Annotated in this window: 18 protein-coding genes; 9 read left to right on the top strand and 9 right to left on the bottom strand. The window is 58.0% G+C overall.

All coding sequences use genetic code 11. From position 1 onward, the window contains the following. Positions 1 to 22: 22 nt before the first annotated feature. From K3727_08060 to K3727_08050, 3 genes are all read right to left on the bottom strand, one after another. A complete protein-coding gene (locus K3727_08060) occupies positions 23 to 562 on the bottom strand; it encodes an N-acetyltransferase (protein UWQ92722.1) in 540 nt (179 codons plus the stop codon). 76 nt (positions 563 to 638) lie between these two features. Beyond that, entirely contained in the window at positions 639 to 2291 is a 1653-nt protein-coding gene (gene groL, locus K3727_08055; protein UWQ92721.1) for a chaperonin GroEL, read from the bottom strand. Positions 2292 to 2396: 105 nt separating this feature from the next. Next, complete coding sequence (locus K3727_08050) at positions 2397 to 2684, bottom strand: co-chaperone GroES (GenBank protein ID UWQ92720.1); 288 nt, start codon at positions 2682 to 2684, stop codon at positions 2397 to 2399. A gap of 205 nt (positions 2685 to 2889) precedes the next feature. On the opposite strand from K3727_08050, the gene K3727_08045 reads away from it, so the two are divergent. Next, positions 2890 to 3828, top strand: coding sequence for an alpha/beta hydrolase (locus K3727_08045; protein ID UWQ92719.1), 939 nt, complete (start codon positions 2890 to 2892; stop codon positions 3826 to 3828). A 124-nt stretch (positions 3829 to 3952) separates the two neighbouring features. On the opposite strand, the gene rpsU is transcribed toward K3727_08045, so the two are convergent. The 3 genes from rpsU to K3727_08030 all read right to left on the bottom strand — a co-directional run bounded on the left by rpsU (position 3953) and on the right by K3727_08030 (position 5723). Then, on the bottom strand, positions 3953 to 4153 hold the full coding sequence (gene rpsU / locus K3727_08040) for a 30S ribosomal protein S21 (protein ID UWQ92718.1): 201 nt from the start codon (positions 4151 to 4153) through the stop codon (positions 3953 to 3955). A gap of 137 nt (positions 4154 to 4290) precedes the next feature. Beyond that, positions 4291 to 4893 carry a class I SAM-dependent methyltransferase gene (locus tag K3727_08035; GenBank protein ID UWQ92717.1) on the bottom strand — a complete coding sequence of 201 codons (603 nt, stop codon included), beginning with the start codon at positions 4891 to 4893 and terminating at the stop codon, positions 4291 to 4293. A gap of 128 nt (positions 4894 to 5021) precedes the next feature. Beyond that, positions 5022 to 5723 (bottom strand): hypothetical protein, encoded by a 702-nt coding sequence (locus tag K3727_08030; protein ID UWQ92716.1) that lies wholly within the window; start codon positions 5721 to 5723, stop codon positions 5022 to 5024. A gap of 128 nt (positions 5724 to 5851) precedes the next feature. On the opposite strand from K3727_08030, the gene K3727_08025 reads away from it, so the two are divergent. After that, complete coding sequence (locus K3727_08025) at positions 5852 to 6829, top strand: TraB/GumN family protein (GenBank protein ID UWQ92715.1); 978 nt, start codon at positions 5852 to 5854, stop codon at positions 6827 to 6829. 208 nt (positions 6830 to 7037) lie between these two features. Then, positions 7038 to 7958: a manganese-dependent inorganic pyrophosphatase gene (locus K3727_08020; protein ID UWQ92714.1), complete on the top strand. Its 921-nt coding sequence runs from the start codon at positions 7038 to 7040 to the stop codon at positions 7956 to 7958. Positions 7959 to 8027: 69 nt separating this feature from the next. On the opposite strand, the gene K3727_08015 is transcribed toward K3727_08020, so the two are convergent. Next, a complete protein-coding gene (locus tag K3727_08015) occupies positions 8028 to 8837 on the bottom strand; it encodes a M48 family metallopeptidase (protein ID UWQ92713.1) in 810 nt (269 codons plus the stop codon). A 179-nt stretch (positions 8838 to 9016) separates the two neighbouring features. On the opposite strand from K3727_08015, the gene K3727_08010 reads away from it, so the two are divergent. The 5 genes from K3727_08010 (at position 9017) to K3727_07990 (ending at position 13064) form a co-directional block, all read left to right on the top strand. After that, the gene (locus K3727_08010) at positions 9017 to 9892 is read left to right on the top strand and encodes a TIGR01459 family HAD-type hydrolase (protein ID UWQ92712.1); all 876 of its coding nucleotides are present in this window, start codon (positions 9017 to 9019) and stop codon (positions 9890 to 9892) included. Between the two features lie 102 nt (positions 9893 to 9994). Next, entirely contained in the window at positions 9995 to 10438 is a 444-nt protein-coding gene (locus tag K3727_08005) for a MaoC family dehydratase (GenBank protein UWQ92711.1), read from the top strand. A gap of 189 nt (positions 10439 to 10627) precedes the next feature. After that, positions 10628 to 11560, top strand: coding sequence for a bifunctional riboflavin kinase/FAD synthetase (locus K3727_08000; protein ID UWQ92710.1), 933 nt, complete (start codon positions 10628 to 10630; stop codon positions 11558 to 11560). Beyond that, entirely contained in the window at positions 11557 to 12027 is a 471-nt protein-coding gene (locus K3727_07995; GenBank protein ID UWQ92709.1) for a YcgN family cysteine cluster protein, read from the top strand. The genes K3727_08000 and K3727_07995 overlap by 4 nt, the downstream gene beginning before the upstream one ends. After that, the gene (locus tag K3727_07990; GenBank protein ID UWQ92708.1) at positions 12027 to 13064 is read left to right on the top strand and encodes a low specificity L-threonine aldolase; all 1038 of its coding nucleotides are present in this window, start codon (positions 12027 to 12029) and stop codon (positions 13062 to 13064) included. The genes K3727_07995 and K3727_07990 overlap by 1 nt, the downstream gene beginning before the upstream one ends. 116 nt (positions 13065 to 13180) lie before the next feature. Here the strand turns inward: K3727_07990 and K3727_07985 are convergent, their stop codons facing one another. Both K3727_07985 and K3727_07980 read right to left on the bottom strand, forming a co-directional pair. Then, positions 13181 to 13999 (bottom strand): alpha/beta hydrolase, encoded by an 819-nt coding sequence (locus K3727_07985; protein ID UWQ92707.1) that lies wholly within the window; start codon positions 13997 to 13999, stop codon positions 13181 to 13183. Further along, positions 13996 to 14598, bottom strand: a complete 603-nt coding sequence (locus K3727_07980) for a 2-hydroxychromene-2-carboxylate isomerase (protein ID UWQ92706.1) — start codon at positions 14596 to 14598, stop codon at positions 13996 to 13998. Before K3727_07980 ends, K3727_07985 begins: the two co-directional genes overlap by 4 nt. A gap of 105 nt (positions 14599 to 14703) precedes the next feature. On the opposite strand from K3727_07980, the gene K3727_07975 reads away from it, so the two are divergent. Next, the gene (locus K3727_07975; protein ID UWQ92705.1) at positions 14704 to 15720 is read left to right on the top strand and encodes a ribose-phosphate pyrophosphokinase; all 1017 of its coding nucleotides are present in this window, start codon (positions 14704 to 14706) and stop codon (positions 15718 to 15720) included. Positions 15721 to 15918 lie beyond the last annotated feature (198 nt).

The raw sequence follows: 15918 nt of genomic DNA, 5'->3' as shown, positions 1-15918 counted from the left end.
GGGCCAGCTGCTCTGATCCCGGTCAATCATCGGAGGAAAAAGCTGCGGGATAGATCAATTCGGCCTTTGGTACATCCGCGCCCGGTGCGGCCAGCATCGTAAAGTCGCGTGGGTACGGCGACGTCAGCCGCGCAGCCCGCGTCCGGGAAAATCCACATTGTTCATAAAACTCTGGTTGCCCCAGAACGACGATCGCCGGACCTTTGTCAAATTCAGGGATCCGGGCCGCAGACGCCAGTTCAGAAACCAGACGTTTTCCAACTTGCCAGTGGCCTTTGGCCTGCCCAGCAGGGGTCAACGCGCCGCGCTGCGCCTCGGGTAGAACCGCCACCGGAGCCAGGCAAAGCCAACCAACGGGCGCGACCATGCGCGACAGCCCCGCATAGGCGATAATGCGTCCATCCCAATGGATCACGCTTTCGGATACCATGTCCTTGTCCCGCCGCAACGCATGAACCAAGGCGACCTCCTCAACACCGCCAAACGCCGCCTGCACAAGCGCGTCTACCTCTGCGAAGCCATCCGGTCTGATATCACGAACAAAATCGGGTCCATTGACCATCCCAATGCCTCCAAGCACAAAAAAAGGGGCCGCTCCTGCGAGCGACCCCAATTCTGTAGCACAAGGGTGCAGATGATTACATCATGCCGCCCATGCCGCCCATGCCGCCCATGTCGGGCATGCCGCCACCGGCGCCAGCGCCAGCTTTTTCAGGCTTGTCGGCAACCATGGCTTCGGTGGTGATCAGCAGACCGGCAACCGATGCTGCATCTTCCAGCGCGGTACGAACCACTTTGGCCGGGTCGATCACACCAAATGCGAACATGTCGCCATATTCTTCGGTCTGAGCGTTAAAGCCGAATGTGACGTCGTCGCTTTCGCGCACTTTGCCAGCAACCACGGCACCGTCAACACCTGCGTTTTCAGCGATCTGACGCAGCGGCGCTTCGATGGCTTTGCGCACAATCACGATACCTGCGGTCTGGTCAGAGTTGGCACCTTCCAGAGCAGCCAGGGCTTTGCCTGCCTGAACCAGAGCAACACCACCGCCGACGACGACACCTTCCTGCACAGCAGCGCGGGTCGCGTTCAGAGCATCGTCAACACGGTCTTTGCGCTCTTTCACTTCGACTTCGGTCATGCCGCCGACGCGGATGACTGCAACGCCGCCTGCCAGTTTGGCAACGCGTTCCTGCAGCTTTTCACGGTCGTAGTCAGACGTGGTTTCTTCGATCTGTGCGCGGATCTGACCAACACGGGCTTCGATCTCGGCTTTTTCGCCTGCACCGTCAACGATTGTGGTTTCGTCTTTGGTGATTTCGATTTTCTTGGCGCTGCCCAGCATGTCCATGGTGACGGACTCGAGCTTCATGCCCAGATCTTCGGAGATCACCTGACCGCCGGTCAGGATCGCGATGTCCTGCAGCATGGCTTTGCGGCGATCGCCGAAACCAGGTGCTTTGACAGCAGCAATTTTCAGACCACCGCGCAGCTTGTTGACAACCAGAGTTGCCAGCGCTTCGCCTTCGACGTCTTCAGCAATGATCAGCAGCGGCTTCTGCGACTGGATCACCTGCTCGAGCAGCGGAACCATCGACTGCAGCGACGACAGTTTCTTTTCGTGCAGCAGGATCATGCAGTCGTCCAGATCTGCAATCATCTTGTCAGCGTTGGTGACAAAGTAAGGCGACAGGTAACCGCGGTCGAACTGCATGCCTTCAACAACATCGGTCTCTGTTTCCAGGCCTTTGTTCTCTTCAACGGTGATGACGCCTTCGTTGCCAACTTTTTGCATCGCGTCTGCAATCTGCTGACCGATATCGGCTTCGCCGTTGGCCGAGATGGTGCCAACCTGGGCAACTTCGGCGCTGTCTTTGACTTCGCGCGATGCGTCTTTGATGCCCTGCACGACTTTGGCAGTTGCCAGGTCGATGCCGCGCTTCAGATCCATCGGGTTCAGACCGGCTGCAACCTGCTTCAGACCTTCGCGAACAATCGCCTGGGCCAGAACGGTGGCAGTGGTGGTGCCGTCACCGGCTTCGTCGTTGGTGCGGGAAGCAACTTCCTTCACCATCTGGGCGCCCATGTTTTCGAACTTGTCTTCCAGCTCGATCTCTTTGGCAACCGAAACACCGTCTTTGGTGATGCGCGGTGCGCCGAACGATTTGTCCAGAACCACGTTGCGGCCTTTGGGGCCCAGGGTCACTTTGACAGCATCGGCCAGGATGTTCACACCAGCCAGCATACGGTTACGGGCATCGGTGTCGAATTTGACGTCCTTAGCAGCCATGTTCATTTCTCCTTGAGAATGTCTTTAGAAATCATGTGGTGGGCACCTCTTATCGGGCCCACGTAGGGTGCGTGCTTGCACGCACCATCGAACAAGCCGTGGTGCTTATTCGATGATCCCCATGATGTCGCTTTCTTTCATCATCAGCAGCTCTTCGCCGTCGACTGTGACCTCGGTGCCCGACCATTTGCCGAACAGGATCTTGTCGCCAGCCGAAACAGCCATTGCGATCAGTTCGCCGCTGTCTTTGCGCGCGCCTTCACCGGTCGAGACGACAACGCCTTCGCTCGGCTTTTCTTTGGCGCTTTCGGGGATGATCAGTCCGCCAGCAGTTTTTTCTTCGCTTTCGGTGCGACGCACCAGTACGCGGTCATGAAGCGGTTTCAATGCCATCTTTGCAGCTCCTTGAGGCTCAAAGGTTGTTTTTCATATCCCTCCGCTCCCTGGCGAAGGCATTATCACTCGACCTTGGTGAGTGATAACGACGAATAGTTAGGAGCGGAAAATCCCCGAGTCAACAAGATACGCTGACTTTTTTCATTCATCAGCAAAGTGACCCACCGTTTGTCTGGTTTACAGGTCGTTCGGGACCGATACAGTGACCCGACAAAACAGCCAATTCAACGCAGGAACCCGGGACATGCAAATTCAGGCCAATGGCATTCACCTCGAAGTCGAAGACCATGGGAACAAGGACAACACGCCCCTGATCCTGATCCGGGGACAGGGCAGCCAATTGGCCCATTGGCCAGATGCTCTTGTTCAGGGTTTTGTTGACGCCGGGTATCGAACCATCATTTTTGACAACCGCGATACTGGTCTCTCTGCACGATGCCCACATCCGGACGCCCCGGGCGAGGCTGGTGCCGTGCTGGATCTGATCCGCGCTGGTGGCCCCCTGCCCCAGCCCTATGACATTCACGATATGGTCGGGGATGTGATCGGGGTGATGGATGCCCTGAACATCGAGCGCGCGCATGTGTTCGGCATTTCCATGGGCGGCGCTATCCTGCAACAGCTGTGCATCGACCATGCGGACCGGGTTCTGTCTGCCACCATCGTGATGACCGCCTGTCGCCCGTTCGTGGATCGCACATCGGGCAGCACCGAAGACCTGGTCGCCCTGGCCCAAAGCCTATTGGTTGCCCCCCGCACGCGCACAGAATACTTGGATGGCCAAGTCGAAGAACACGCCAATTGGGGCAGCCCCGGTTATCCCATGCCCGAGGCCGACATCCGCGCCATGGCCAACCGCGCCTATGACCGCGGCGTGGATGATGAGGGCATGAACCGTCAGGTTTTGGCCATCGCCTCCGCAGGCGACCGCCGTCCCGGGCTGACATCCCTCGCCCTGCCCTGTCTGGTAATCCACGGCACCGACGACACCCTGATCCCGCTGGAGTTGGGCCAGGAAATCGCCGACCACATCCCCGACAGCGAATACCATGCAATCAAAGGCATGGGCCACATCATCACGCCGGCCTTGTCGCCGGTGATCGTTGATTTGGTAACCGATTTCATCGGTCGGCGTGGTTGATGGTTAACAGCCGGCCGCGCAAAAGGTGATTGTCGGCTACGCAGATAAAGCGGGCTTTCGCTGCAGTTATGGCAACCTCCGCTGTCGGGGGCTCTGATTATTCAACATCAAGAGTTGAATTAGATCATCCTTCGCGTTCCAGCTTCTTGCGTGCCAGCTTGCGGGCACGACGGATCGCTTCTGCTTTCTGACGCGCGTTTTTCTCGGAAGGCTTCTCGAAATGTTGCTTGAGCTTCATTTCACGGAATACCCCCTCCTTTTGGAGCTTTTTCTTTAGAACTCGGAGGGCCTGATCGACATTGTTGTCGCGAACACTAACCTGCATGTGGTTACACCAACTTTCTTGTTTGGGGTTGTGGTGATCTGAATCTATTGGCCAAATAGCAACCCTGGACGATCTTGTACAGCAAGGTCCGCTATACGGATGAAACTATCATTGTCTGCAATAGCTCCCAGGTCCGCCTAATTTATCATAAAAACATCATATCGCGTTGTTTTACCGATAATTTGGTGAGTGCATTTCTTCACGCCCTCAATAGGAGCAGCCTTGGCGGGCCACTTTAGAACCACGCGTTTACGCGCATGTTTGATCGCCAATCGTACGAGATCAGCAGCGTCATCGTCGGTGCCGACGATCTCGCGGACTTGACGGAGCTCTTGTTTCACCAATGCCGACTTTTTCCGTTCAGGATGCATTGGATCAATCAGAATGGCTTCGCCAGCCAATTCTGGGATCAAATCCAGCGCGTCTCCCTTCAAAAGGGTCATGCGGCCAATAATTTCGCGAAACTGACCACCCTCTCTTGCTGCGCGCTCCATGCCTTGAACCAACAATGCGTGCATTTTCTCTGAGCGTTCGATTAAAGTGACTTGCGCACCTAAAGACGCCAAAAGAAATGAGTCCCGGCCCAATCCGGCAGTTGCATCAACAATCATGGGAGTTTTACCCCCCCGCAGCCCCATGGCCTTGGCTAAATCTTGACCACGACCGCCGCCGAACCGAAGACGGTGGGCGACTGAACCTTCGACAAAATCAATGCGAAGCTCTCCTGCAACCTGCGTCAAATTCTATACATTCTCTTTCCCCGAACAGCATCAATGCTCGTATTCTTCGATCTGTAGCGCATTTCTGTATTTCCCACAGCCCCAAAAAGCGGCCGTTGGTTCAGTGCGCGGCATTTGACATAATGGCTTCAGAGCTGTCCTTCAGGTGGCTCAACATCTGCGAGGTTCTCCCAGCTATAGGCCCAGTGTTTCAAACCTTCGCCTCCTGCCGCGGACAGCGCGTAGAGACCCTTGTCCACCTTGTCGAACCAGCCATAGTGATTGTCCCGCATCAGCCGTGTTGCGGCAGCGACTCCCGTGGCCTTGGCCACCGCTGCTCCTTTGGCCACTCCGTGTTCGGCCAGATGTGCGGCGCAGCGCAGGGCGTCCTGGCGATAGGCGGTGACGATACCGTGGCGGGTGGCCCCGCCCGCATTGGGATCACCCTGCAACCGATTGAATTCGCGCAGCAGCCGCGCGGTTTTCACCTTGGATTTGCGCGGTGCATACGGTCCCGGATCACAGTGCACTTCGGCCACCGCATCTGCACGCACGGTGATCAGCCCCAATCCCAACCGCCGACAGAGCGACAGGTTGTCCGTGAGCGCGCGGCGCGCGGTGCGCCCCGTGGGTTTTGGCACTGCCACATATACCAGATCACTCATCGCCTGGCGCGCCACGGCCTGATGAAACAAGCTGAGCGAAAACCGCATCTTCAGCTCGACAATCACCGGCGGCTCATCACCGCGACAGGCCACCACATCAGCGGCACCCACCTCTCCCTTGACCTCATACCCTTGGGTCATCAGCAGCTGTTTGATCGGCGGATACAGATCCTGTTCACGTTTCATATTGCCATGCTAAAGGGGAACGCCATCCGGGTTCAACACCTGTCCACCGCCAGACGACATGATCCTGCGCTTGTCGTAAGGGCCTGCCTGCCCTAGGTGTAAGGGGACGCAATTCCTGGGCTTCGAGTATGAAATTACTTGTTTTTTGTTTCTTGTTACTGGTCGGTGCCGGAACAGCCCAGGCCCGGTGCAGCGGAATTGATTATCGCACACAGCTGTCTCCAACTGAGCTGGCCAACCTGAAACGGGAAGCCGCCAAGGTGCCGTTTGCCTATGGCAATCACTGGATCGCGACGCGCGGGGGCCGACGCATTCACATCATTGGCACCCTGCATGACGGCGACCGACGGATGGTGCGGGTGATGCGAAATCTGCGCCCGGTGCTGGATCAGGCGGACGCCGCCCTGTTCGAAGTGACCGATCAGGATCTGGACGGTAATATCTTTGAACGGCAGCTGGGTCATTTCACGCTGCCCGCCCAGACCCGCCTTCAGGATCTGCTGACCGAAGACACATGGACGCTTTTGTCCCGTCTGGCCACCGCCCGTGGATTGAACCCGGCCAAAGTCGATACGCTTCAGCCCTGGGCTGCCTCTATGTTCCTGATCAGCGATACCTGCACAATGTTGGGGATCGGTCCAACCCGAGGGCTGGACAGCCGGATCGAACGCTATGCGATCCGCAAAAGGATCCCGATTGGTGCGTTGGAAACCGTTGGAGAATCCTTTGCTGCCTTTTCCCGCGTGCCGTTGCGGGATCAGGTGCGCAATGTCGAAATCGAATTGCAGATGATGCTTGCCGACAAACCTGACGATTCCTCGGTCGTCGAGGCCTATTTCGAAGAAGCCGTTTGGGAATCCATTCTCCTGCAACGCTGGATCATGCGCCGATACGCGCGCGCCTCAGATCAGGAGCTTCGGCGGTATTGGCAACGGTTTGACCAGAACCTGATCACTACGCGCAATCTGAAATGGACAAAGCGTATTCTGGCCACCCAAGGCGACACATTGGTGGTTGCCGTCGGTGCGGCCCATTTGCCGGGGCACTCCGGCCTGTTGAACCTGCTCAAGGCCCGCGGTTACAGGTTGGAACGCGCGCCCTGGTGAAGAATGGCGCCAACCTGCCCCGCCCAACCGGGGTGCGCCCGTCAGAGGAGATGCGATTCCCCCATGATCCATGCGCCCCTGCCCGATCACAGGTCGCCCCGGACCATGCGCCGCAGCGCAGCATCGGTGGGGTGACAAGCGCCTCTCGCCCGCATATAAGGCGCGCGAAACGCCCAGTTAACGCCCGTTATCGAGACAGGACATTCGCATGACTACCCAAGTTTTTGGCCACAAATCCCCCGACACCGATTCCACCGGCTCTCCCATCATCTGGTCCTGGTATCTGAACGAAGTGAAAGGTGTGCCCGCCGAACCCAAGCTTCTGGGTGAACCCAACACCGAAGCCGCCTTTATGCTCGAACGCTGGAACCTGGAAAAACCTGCAATCATCGACGATGTTGCCGATGATCAGGTGGTTGTCATTGTAGACACCAACAACCCCGCCGAGCTGCCTGCCAACATCAATGGTGCCGATATTCAGGCCATCATTGACCACCACAAGCTGGTCGGCGGCCTGGAAACCAAAGGTCCGATCGACATCACCATCCGCCCGTTGGCCTGCACCGCCACCATCATGTACGACCTGATGGGCGACGACGCCGCCAAGATGCCCGAAGCCGTCAAAGGCGCGGCGCTGACCTGTATCCTGTCCGACACTCTGGAATTCCGCTCGCCCACCACCACGGACCGCGACCGTGAAGTGGTCGCGGCGCTGGCCGCCGATCTTGGCATTGACGTTACTGCCTACGCCGCGGAAATGTTCGCTGCAAAATCGGACGTCTCGGCATTTTCGGATGCTGAACTGATCCGTATGGATTCCAAGGAATACGCCGTCGATGGCACCAAGTTCCGCGTTTCGGTGCTGGAGACAACCGCACCCGACATCCCGCTGAACCGCAAGGACAGCCTGATGGAAACCTTCAAGACTGTCGCCGCCGAAGATGGCGTGGACGAGGTTCTGCTGTTTGTCGTGGACATCCTGAAAGAAGAGGCCACGCTGCTGGTGCCCAACGACGTGGTCAAAGGTGTCGCCGAAAAGAGTTTTGGTGCCACGGTTGATGGCAACGCAGTTGTTCTGCCCGGCATCATGAGCCGCAAAAAGCAGATCATTCCGAATCTCAAGGTCTGATCCGACCCATCATTAATGGAAAAGGCGCCCCTCAGTGGGTGCCTTTTTGGTTTGGGGTACCGCCAGCGATCAATGCAACACCTTGCGCGTCGGATCTATGCCCGCTTGAATCTGCGCCAAGGTCGCCAGCACCATAGCAATACGTTCAACGTCCGGTGGGTGTGTCTCGAACAAGGCGGGGTGGGATTCGCCGCTGTTTTCAGCTTCTGCAGCCAGCCGGGCAAAGATCTGGGCCCCTTTGATGGGGTCATATCCAGCCGCATAGGCGATCCGCGTGCCAAATGCGTCACCTTCGAGCTCGTATTTTCCGGAATAGGCCTGGCTGGCAATCTGCGCCCCAATGTTGCCACCGCCCAGAAGGTTGCCCAAAACTGTCCCGCTCATGATCTGTTGATATTGCTTTTGAATATGCCCCCCCAGCAGATGACCATATTCATGGGCCAGAACAAAGGCGGCCTCGTCATCATTTCTGGTCAGTTTCAAAAGCGCCTGCGTCACGACGATGGCCGGATAGACCTGCTGTGTTTCTTCATCCAGAATTGGGAACAAGGCCGCATTTGGCACATCGGTTTCTGTGTCGATACCAAGCAGAACACCGCAAAAAATCTCGCCCTTGTCAGTTGCATCCAATTGACCCGCCAGTTCTTTGCAGCTGGCAATCGCCACCGGAGAAACCCGGGCTTCGACCCGGCGAAACCGGCTCTCGGCTTGTGCATCGGTTAACATCCGGGTCGGCGGAGCGGCCTGTGCCTGTGCATAAATTCTGGCTGCTCGGTCCAATTGGGCCGCATCAGGTCTGGGCAAGACATACGACGGGCCACAGGCAACCAGACCCAATGCCAGCGCCAACCCCGGCACGATGCCAAACAATCGCTTCATCAATTCGTCCTACGTTCAATTGCCCGAATGAGCAGGGATAATCGCACCATAGTCAACCGGCAAAGGCACCCATAACAGGTTGCATATGGTAGCGGCGGGAAAAACCCGCGACCACTGGCCAAAGCCGGTCGGGTTTGGCATAGCTGTGCACCACAAGTTCTCTTGCCCAAAGGCTCACCATGACCCAGATCATCACTTCCCTGTCCGAAGTTTCCACCCGCTACCGGGCATTGTTTGTCGATCTGTGGGGCTGTGTTCACAATGGGGTGCGCGCACATGAGGCAGCTGTGGCGGCACTCAAGGCATATCGGGCGCAGGGCGGCATCGTGGTGCTGGTGACCAATTCTCCGAAACCACGTGCAGGTGTGGCCACGCAATTGGCCAGCTTTGGTGTGCCCGAAGACGCCTATGACACCATTGCCACCAGCGGCGATTCCGCCCGGGCCGCAATGTACACCGGTGCAGTTGGCACCAAAGTGTTCTTCATGGGGGAATGGAAACGGGATGCAGGTTTCTTTGAGCCCTTGAACGTGATCGACACGCCCATCAACATTACGCGTGTGCCGCTGCAGGAAGCCGAAGGCATCGTCTGTTGTGGCCCATTTGATCCGATGGCAGACCCGGACGTGAATCGGGCCGATTTCCTTTATGCCAAACAGAAAGGCATGAAGCTGCTTTGTGCCAACCCGGATCTGGTCGTCGATCGCGGCGAAACCCGGGAATGGTGCGCCGGGGCGCTGGCACAGCTATACACCGACATGGGTGGCGAGAGCCTCTACTTTGGAAAACCCCACCCACCGATCTATGATCTGGCGCGTCGCCGGCTGATGGCCCTGGGTCAGGATGTGGCCGATGACGAGATCCTGGCCATCGGTGATGGCCCTTTGACGGACGTTGCTGGTGCCATTGGAGAGGGCATTGATTCCCTGTTTATCTCGGGGGGGCTTGCAGCCAGAGAGACAAAAACTTCGGTCCAGCCTGACGAAGATGCGCTAAACACCTACTTTGAAACAGAAAAATTCGATCCGACCTACACAATAGGTCATCTTCGTTGACATAATTAGAGCTTGATTTTCTGCACCTGCAAAGTAATAAAGTTGCCGAAGCGGGCGAAATGACGTCCGAAAATTTCAAGCCCGATCAGCCTGGAGGGTCGAATGTTGGATAACCTGCCGCGCGGAACCATCTGCATTGAAGACATCGAGATGGGAATGTCCCGCTATCTGCGCAAAATCGTCACCGATGAAGACATCGAAATGTTTGCCCAGGTTTCGACCGACCGCAATCCGGTGCATCTGGATGACGACTATGCGCGCGACACGATCTTTCAGGGACGGATTGCCCACGGGATGCTTACAGCTGGCCTGATCTCGGCGGTCATCGGTGAACAGCTGCCCGGACACGGCACGGTCTATATGGGCCAATCGCTGAAATTCCTGGCTCCTGTGCGCCCGGGCGATACGGTTTATGCCGAAGTCAAAGTCGTGGACATCGACATGGCAAAACGCCGGGTCAAGCTGGACTGCCATTGTTCCGTCGACGGCAAGAAGGTGCTCGCAGGCGAAGCCATGGTTCTGGCACCATCGCGCAAGTTCGACTGACGCACCTCCCCTCTCCAAGCCGCTTCAAGGCGGCTTGGCCACGCGGTTTGAAATCGCGCACCAAGGGCCTTGCAGGGCCCTTTTTTCATGACGTTTCGAACCGCCCTATACCGGGTTCACCCGTCCCGCATTTCGCGGTCGAGAAAGTGCCTGCTTGAACCGGCCGCGCTCTGGCGCTACGGATGCCACATGCGTACGATCCGAGATTACCAATTCGTCGAACCCCAGGACCGCGGTGCCACCGTGGCCATTGGCAATTTTGACGGTGTGCACCTGGGTCACCAATCGGTGATTGACCTGGCGCGCAAAGCCGCCCCGGATGCGCCTTTGGGTGTGATGACCTTTGAACCGCACCCGCGCGCCTTCTTTGCCCCAACTGCCCCGCCCTTTCGTCTGATGCATGCCGAAACACGCGCGAACCGGTTGGAAAAGCTGGGAGTGGAGCGGCTGTATGAGCTGAACTTCAACACGGCCCTGTCCAGCCTCACCCCCGAAGGATTCGCCCGCGACGTGATCGCAGACGGCCTGGGGCTGTCCCATGTGGTTGTTGGTGCCGATTTCTGTTTCGGCAAGGGGCGCAGTGGCAATGCCGAAGACCTGAAACGCTTTGGGAAAGAAATGGGGTTCGGTGTCACGATTGCTCCCCTGATGGAACAGTCGGAAAACACCGTTTCATCAACCGCAATCCGCACCGCGCTCAGCCAGGGCCACCCTCGGGACGCGGCCGCCATGCTGGGCCATTGGCACCGCATCGAAGGCGAAGTGATCGGCGGCGAACAGCGCGGACGCGAGCTCGGATTTCCGACAGCCAATATGTCCATCGACGGGCTGCACCAGCCCGCCTTTGGAGTCTATGCCGTGTTGGTTGACGTGCTGGATGGTCCGCATCAGGGCAGCTATCACGGGGCCGCCTCCATGGGGGTTCGCCCCATGTTTGACGGCGATCACCCCAATCTGGAAACCTTCCTGTTTGATTTCTCCGGCGACCTCTATGGATCGACCCTGTCCGTGGCCCTGGTCGACTTCCTTCGACCCGAGTTGCAATTCGACGGGTTGGATGCGCTGATCGCCCAGATGGATGCAGATTGTGCCAAGGCACGTGATATTTTGGGCACCTTATGAGCGATCCAATCGACCGTGGCGGGCTGACCCCGCATTTTTGGGAGCGCAAGCCGCTGAACAAGCTGAACCAGCAGGAATGGGAAGCTTTGTGCGATGGCTGCGGCAAGTGTTGCCTGAACAAGCTGGAGGACGAGGACAGCGGCGAAGTGGCCCTGACCCGCGTTGCCTGCCGCCTGCTGGACGATGACAGCTGTCGCTGCGTCCAATATGATATTCGTCATCAATTCGTACCCGAATGCATCGTGTTGAAGCCGGATAATCTGGACACCCACGCCTATTGGATGCCCCAGACCTGTGCCTACCGCCTGCTGTGGCAAGGCGAGCCGTTGCCCGGCTGGCACCCTCTGATCACCGGCACATCCGACAGCGTCCACGAGGCCGGTGTTTCGGTGCGCGGCCTGACGGTTTCGGAATTCGAAACCCCCGAGGACGAGTGGGAAGATCATATCATCGAGGAGCCGATCTGATGTTTTTTGCCTCTGACAATTCCGGCCCGGTTCACGGCCAGATTCTGGATCTTTTGACCCAGGCCAATCAAGGCTTTGCCATGGCTTACGGTGCCGATGATCTGATGGACGAAGTGCGCGCACGTCTTCGGGACCTGTTCGAGGCCCCCGAGGCCGCTGTCTACCTGGTTGCGACCGGCACGGCGGCCAATTCTCTGGCTTTGGCAACGCTGAGCCAACCCTGGCAAACGATCTTCTGCACACGGGTTGCCCACATCCACGAGGATGAATGCAATGCGCCCGAATTCTATTCCGGCGGTGCCAAGCTGACCCTGGTGGGCGACGGCGACAGGATGACACCGGCAGACCTGCGCAGTGCCATCGAGGCCGAAGAGACCAGAGGCGTGCACGGTCCGCAACGTGGACCTGTATCGATCACCCAGGTCACCGAACGTGGCACGATTTACTCGCTGGACCAACTGAATGCCGTCACCAAAGTTGCCCAGGACCACGGGCTGCCTGTCCACATGGATGGGGCGCGTTTTGCCAATGCGCTGGTGGCGCTAGGCTGCAGCCCGGCTGAGATGACCTGGAAGGCTGGCGTGGATGCAGTCTCCTTTGGTGGAACCAAAAATGGGTGTATGGGCGTCGAGGCGGTGATCTTCTTTGATCCCAAACACGCCTGGGAATTTGAACTGCGCCGCAAGCGTGGCGCGCATCTGTTTTCCAAGCACCGGTTCTTGTCCGCCCAAATGGCCGCCTACCTCAAAGACGACCTGTGGCTGACATGTGCCCAGGCGGCCAATGAAAAATGCGCCCGTCTGGTGGATGGTTTGCGCACGGCGGGTGCGGAATTCCTGCATGAACCGCAGGCCAACATGGTGTTTGCCGCGCTGCCCCGTTCGACCCACGAACGCCTGTTCGCAGCCGGGGCACAATACCATCTCTGGGGTTCAAACCTGGAGGGAGACAATTCCGAGGAGATGCTCACGGCCCGGTTTGTCTGCGATTGGTCGATCAGCGAAACCGATATCGACCGGTTTCTACGCTTGCTGTAATTCTGACTAAAAAGGCGACGCTGCCCCTCCCGCCGGTGCCATCTCCGTCGGGATATATCGGCGCGCGTCAGCCCCCAGCATGGACAGTCAGCTGATCACCTCGGACCCACAAGGCATCAAGCTGACCGCTTCAGCAGGTCATGGACAAAGCGCGCGGTTTCACGGGGATTGGTGATCGGCAACATGTGACCCGCCCCCTCGACAACGGCAGATCTGGCATTGGGCAGACGTCTGCACAGGCCCTCGTTGATGACGTCGATCACCGGATGGGTCAGGCTCCCCCTGAGCAGCTGGACTGGCGCTGTAACACGCTCCAACACGCCCGGTTTGAGCACCCCTGCCAAATCCAGATAGATTGAATCACGGCTGGCACCGACCACATGTATCCCGCGGATCATCGCGTCGCGTGTGCTCTGGGGCAAGTCGGGCCACCGCGGCGCATCCCCCGTGCTCCACATCCTGTTGAACAGGCGCGCCCCCAGCGCTTCGTCCCCATTGGTCAGAGCCGTGGTAAAGGGTTCCGCGTCCTTTTCGTGCTGTTGAACGCAGATCGGATCATCTGCGATCGCCACAGCAAAAAACACAGGTTCGATCAACGTCAGGCTGCGCACCCGCTCTGGATACAACACAGCCAGACACAACGCCACGGTTGCCCCAAAGGAATGACCGATCAAATCCATTTTCTGGTCAAAGAACGGCAGGCAGGCCGCAACCATGCGGTCCTGATAGGTCCCTTCACGATCCCAATCCGGACTGCGGCCGTGGGACAGGAAGTCGGGTGTGATCAACGTGAGCTCGTCACCGAGCTCGCTGGCCAGTCCCCGCCAGGTTCCGGAATGGGCAATGGTACAATGCAGCGCCAGCGCCTGCCGTGGCCCCTGCCCAAAGGAACGCACAAAAAGCGGTTGCGGGACCGCGGCGTCCCTATCTTTCATGCGCCAGTCCGGGCCAAATGCCACGCCAGATCATCCAATCTGTCCTGACCCCAGAAATGGGCCCCATCAGACGTTACGTAAAATGGTGCGCCGAACACGCCGCGTTCGACAGCCTCTTCGAGATTGGCGGCATAGGTTTCGGCTCCTGCCAGCAGGCCACTATCGGCCAGACCCGGATCAAACCCAGCACCACTCAGGCAGTCCTTGATCACATCATCCTGGGCGATATCCTTTTCCTCGGCCCAGCAAGCACGTGAAATCGCCTGCAACAACGCCCCCAGATTGCCCCCCCCGGTAGATTGAGCCGCAATCAGCGCATAGGATGACGGTGCGGCATTTGTCGGCCAGAACATAGGCTTCGCATTCAGCGGCATTTCGGCGCGGGCCGCCTGACGGATCAGATCTTCGGTGCGATAGGATTGACGATTCGGATGCCGATCTTTGGGCGCTGTGCCCCCGGTACGCGAGAACAACCCCATGATATCCAGAGGCTTATAGGTAACTCTGGCCCCGTGACGGGCGGCCATCTCCTCCAACCGGTTGCCAGCAAGGTAGGTATAGGGGGACAGGGTGGAAAAGTAGAAATCGACATCGGCCATGTGTGTTTTCCTCGGGTTGGAACTAGGCGAGACGGTAAGCCCATGCTAAGCGATGTCAACATCACGAATCTGTCACATAGTCATTGCTGCCGGGGATCTCAGCCTATGCCGACGCTCAACGAACCCAAGCTGATTGCTGGGAACGCCAACCTTCCACTTGCCGAAGCCATTGCCCGCCGCATGAGCCTTCATCGCGGCGTTGACCAAGGACTGGTCGACGCGCGTGTCGAACGCTTTAATGACGGCGAAATCTTTGTCGAAGTTTATGAAAATGTCCGAGGCGAGGACATGTTCATAATCCAGCCGACATCGAATCCGGCCAATGACAATCTCATGGAGCTGCTGATCATCGCCGATGCGCTGCGCCGGTCTTCAGCGTCGCGGATCACCGCAGTGATCCCCTATTTCGGCTATGCCCGTCAGGACCGCCGCACCAAGGCACGGACACCGATCTCGGCCAAGCTGGTCGCCAACATGCTGACCGGTGCTGGTATCGAACGGATCCTGACCATGGACCTGCATGCGGCCCAGATCCAGGGGTTCTTTGATATTCCGGTGGACAACCTTTATGCCAGCCCGATCTTTGCGCTGGACGTACAGGCCCAGTTCAAAGACCAGATGAGCGACATCATGGTTGTATCGCCTGACGTTGGCGGCGTGGCCCGTGCCCGCGAATTGGCCAAGCGGATCAATGCTCCGCTGTCGATCGTGGACAAACGTCGCGAAAAACCCGGCGAGATCGCGGAGATGACCGTGATCGGGGATGTCACCGACAAGATCTGTCTGATCGTTGATGACATGTGCGACACGGCGGGCACCCTGTGCAAGGCCGCCCAGGTGCTGTTGGACAATGGTGCCAAGGAAGTTCACGCCTATATTACCCACGGCGTCATGAGCGGTCCCGCAGTTGAACGGGTGTCCAATTCGGTGATGAAATCGCTGGTGCTGACGGATTCGATCCAACCCACTGACGAAGTGCGCAACTGTCCCAATATCCGGATCGTACCGACCGCACCGATCTTTACCCAGGCTATTCTGAACATCTGGCATGGGACTTCGGTATCCTCTTTGTTTGAAGACAAAACCCTGACGCCCATTTATGAGGCCCTGTACAACCGCTGAAGAGGCCGTTCAGGTGTATGATCATTGGCTCCGACCCAAACATGGTTCGGAGCCTTTTTTGTCCGCTCACTGCGCTGCATTGATTGCCCATCGGCAGCCGAGGGACCGATGGGCCCTGTTCAGCCTCTCACAGCGCCTGTCAGAGCCCCGAGAGGGACCACCAGCCATAAACCACCTGAACGCGGCGGTTGTCGCAGG

It is taken from the genome of Rhodobacteraceae bacterium M382 (genome assembly GCA_025141015.1).
GTDB lineage: Bacteria > Pseudomonadota > Alphaproteobacteria > Rhodobacterales > Rhodobacteraceae > Aliisedimentitalea > Aliisedimentitalea scapharcae.
This window is presented reverse-complemented; position numbering and strand designations above follow the sequence as displayed.

Coding starts and splice junctions, on each gene's coding strand:
- K3727_08060 (UWQ92722.1), bottom strand. CDS start 562: ATGGTCAATGGACCCGATTTTGTTCGTGATATCAGACCGGATGGCTTC.
- groL (UWQ92721.1), bottom strand. CDS start 2,291: ATGGCTGCTAAGGACGTCAAATTCGACACCGATGCCCGTAACCGTATG.
- K3727_08050 (UWQ92720.1), bottom strand. CDS start 2,684: ATGGCATTGAAACCGCTTCATGACCGCGTACTGGTGCGTCGCACCGAA.
- rpsU (UWQ92718.1), bottom strand. CDS start 4,153: ATGCAGGTTAGTGTTCGCGACAACAATGTCGATCAGGCCCTCCGAGTT.
- K3727_08030 (UWQ92716.1), bottom strand. CDS start 5,723: ATGAAACGTGAACAGGATCTGTATCCGCCGATCAAACAGCTGCTGATG.
- K3727_08025 (UWQ92715.1), top strand. CDS start 5,852: ATGAAATTACTTGTTTTTTGTTTCTTGTTACTGGTCGGTGCCGGAACA.
- K3727_08020 (UWQ92714.1), top strand. CDS start 7,038: ATGACTACCCAAGTTTTTGGCCACAAATCCCCCGACACCGATTCCACC.
- K3727_08015 (UWQ92713.1), bottom strand. CDS start 8,837: ATGAAGCGATTGTTTGGCATCGTGCCGGGGTTGGCGCTGGCATTGGGT.
- K3727_08010 (UWQ92712.1), top strand. CDS start 9,017: ATGACCCAGATCATCACTTCCCTGTCCGAAGTTTCCACCCGCTACCGG.
- K3727_08005 (UWQ92711.1), top strand. CDS start 9,995: ATGTTGGATAACCTGCCGCGCGGAACCATCTGCATTGAAGACATCGAG.
- K3727_08000 (UWQ92710.1), top strand. CDS start 10,628: ATGCGTACGATCCGAGATTACCAATTCGTCGAACCCCAGGACCGCGGT.
- K3727_07995 (UWQ92709.1), top strand. CDS start 11,557: ATGAGCGATCCAATCGACCGTGGCGGGCTGACCCCGCATTTTTGGGAG.
- K3727_07990 (UWQ92708.1), top strand. CDS start 12,027: ATGTTTTTTGCCTCTGACAATTCCGGCCCGGTTCACGGCCAGATTCTG.
- K3727_07985 (UWQ92707.1), bottom strand. CDS start 13,999: ATGAAAGATAGGGACGCCGCGGTCCCGCAACCGCTTTTTGTGCGTTCC.
- K3727_07980 (UWQ92706.1), bottom strand. CDS start 14,598: ATGGCCGATGTCGATTTCTACTTTTCCACCCTGTCCCCCTATACCTAC.
- K3727_07975 (UWQ92705.1), top strand. CDS start 14,704: ATGCCGACGCTCAACGAACCCAAGCTGATTGCTGGGAACGCCAACCTT.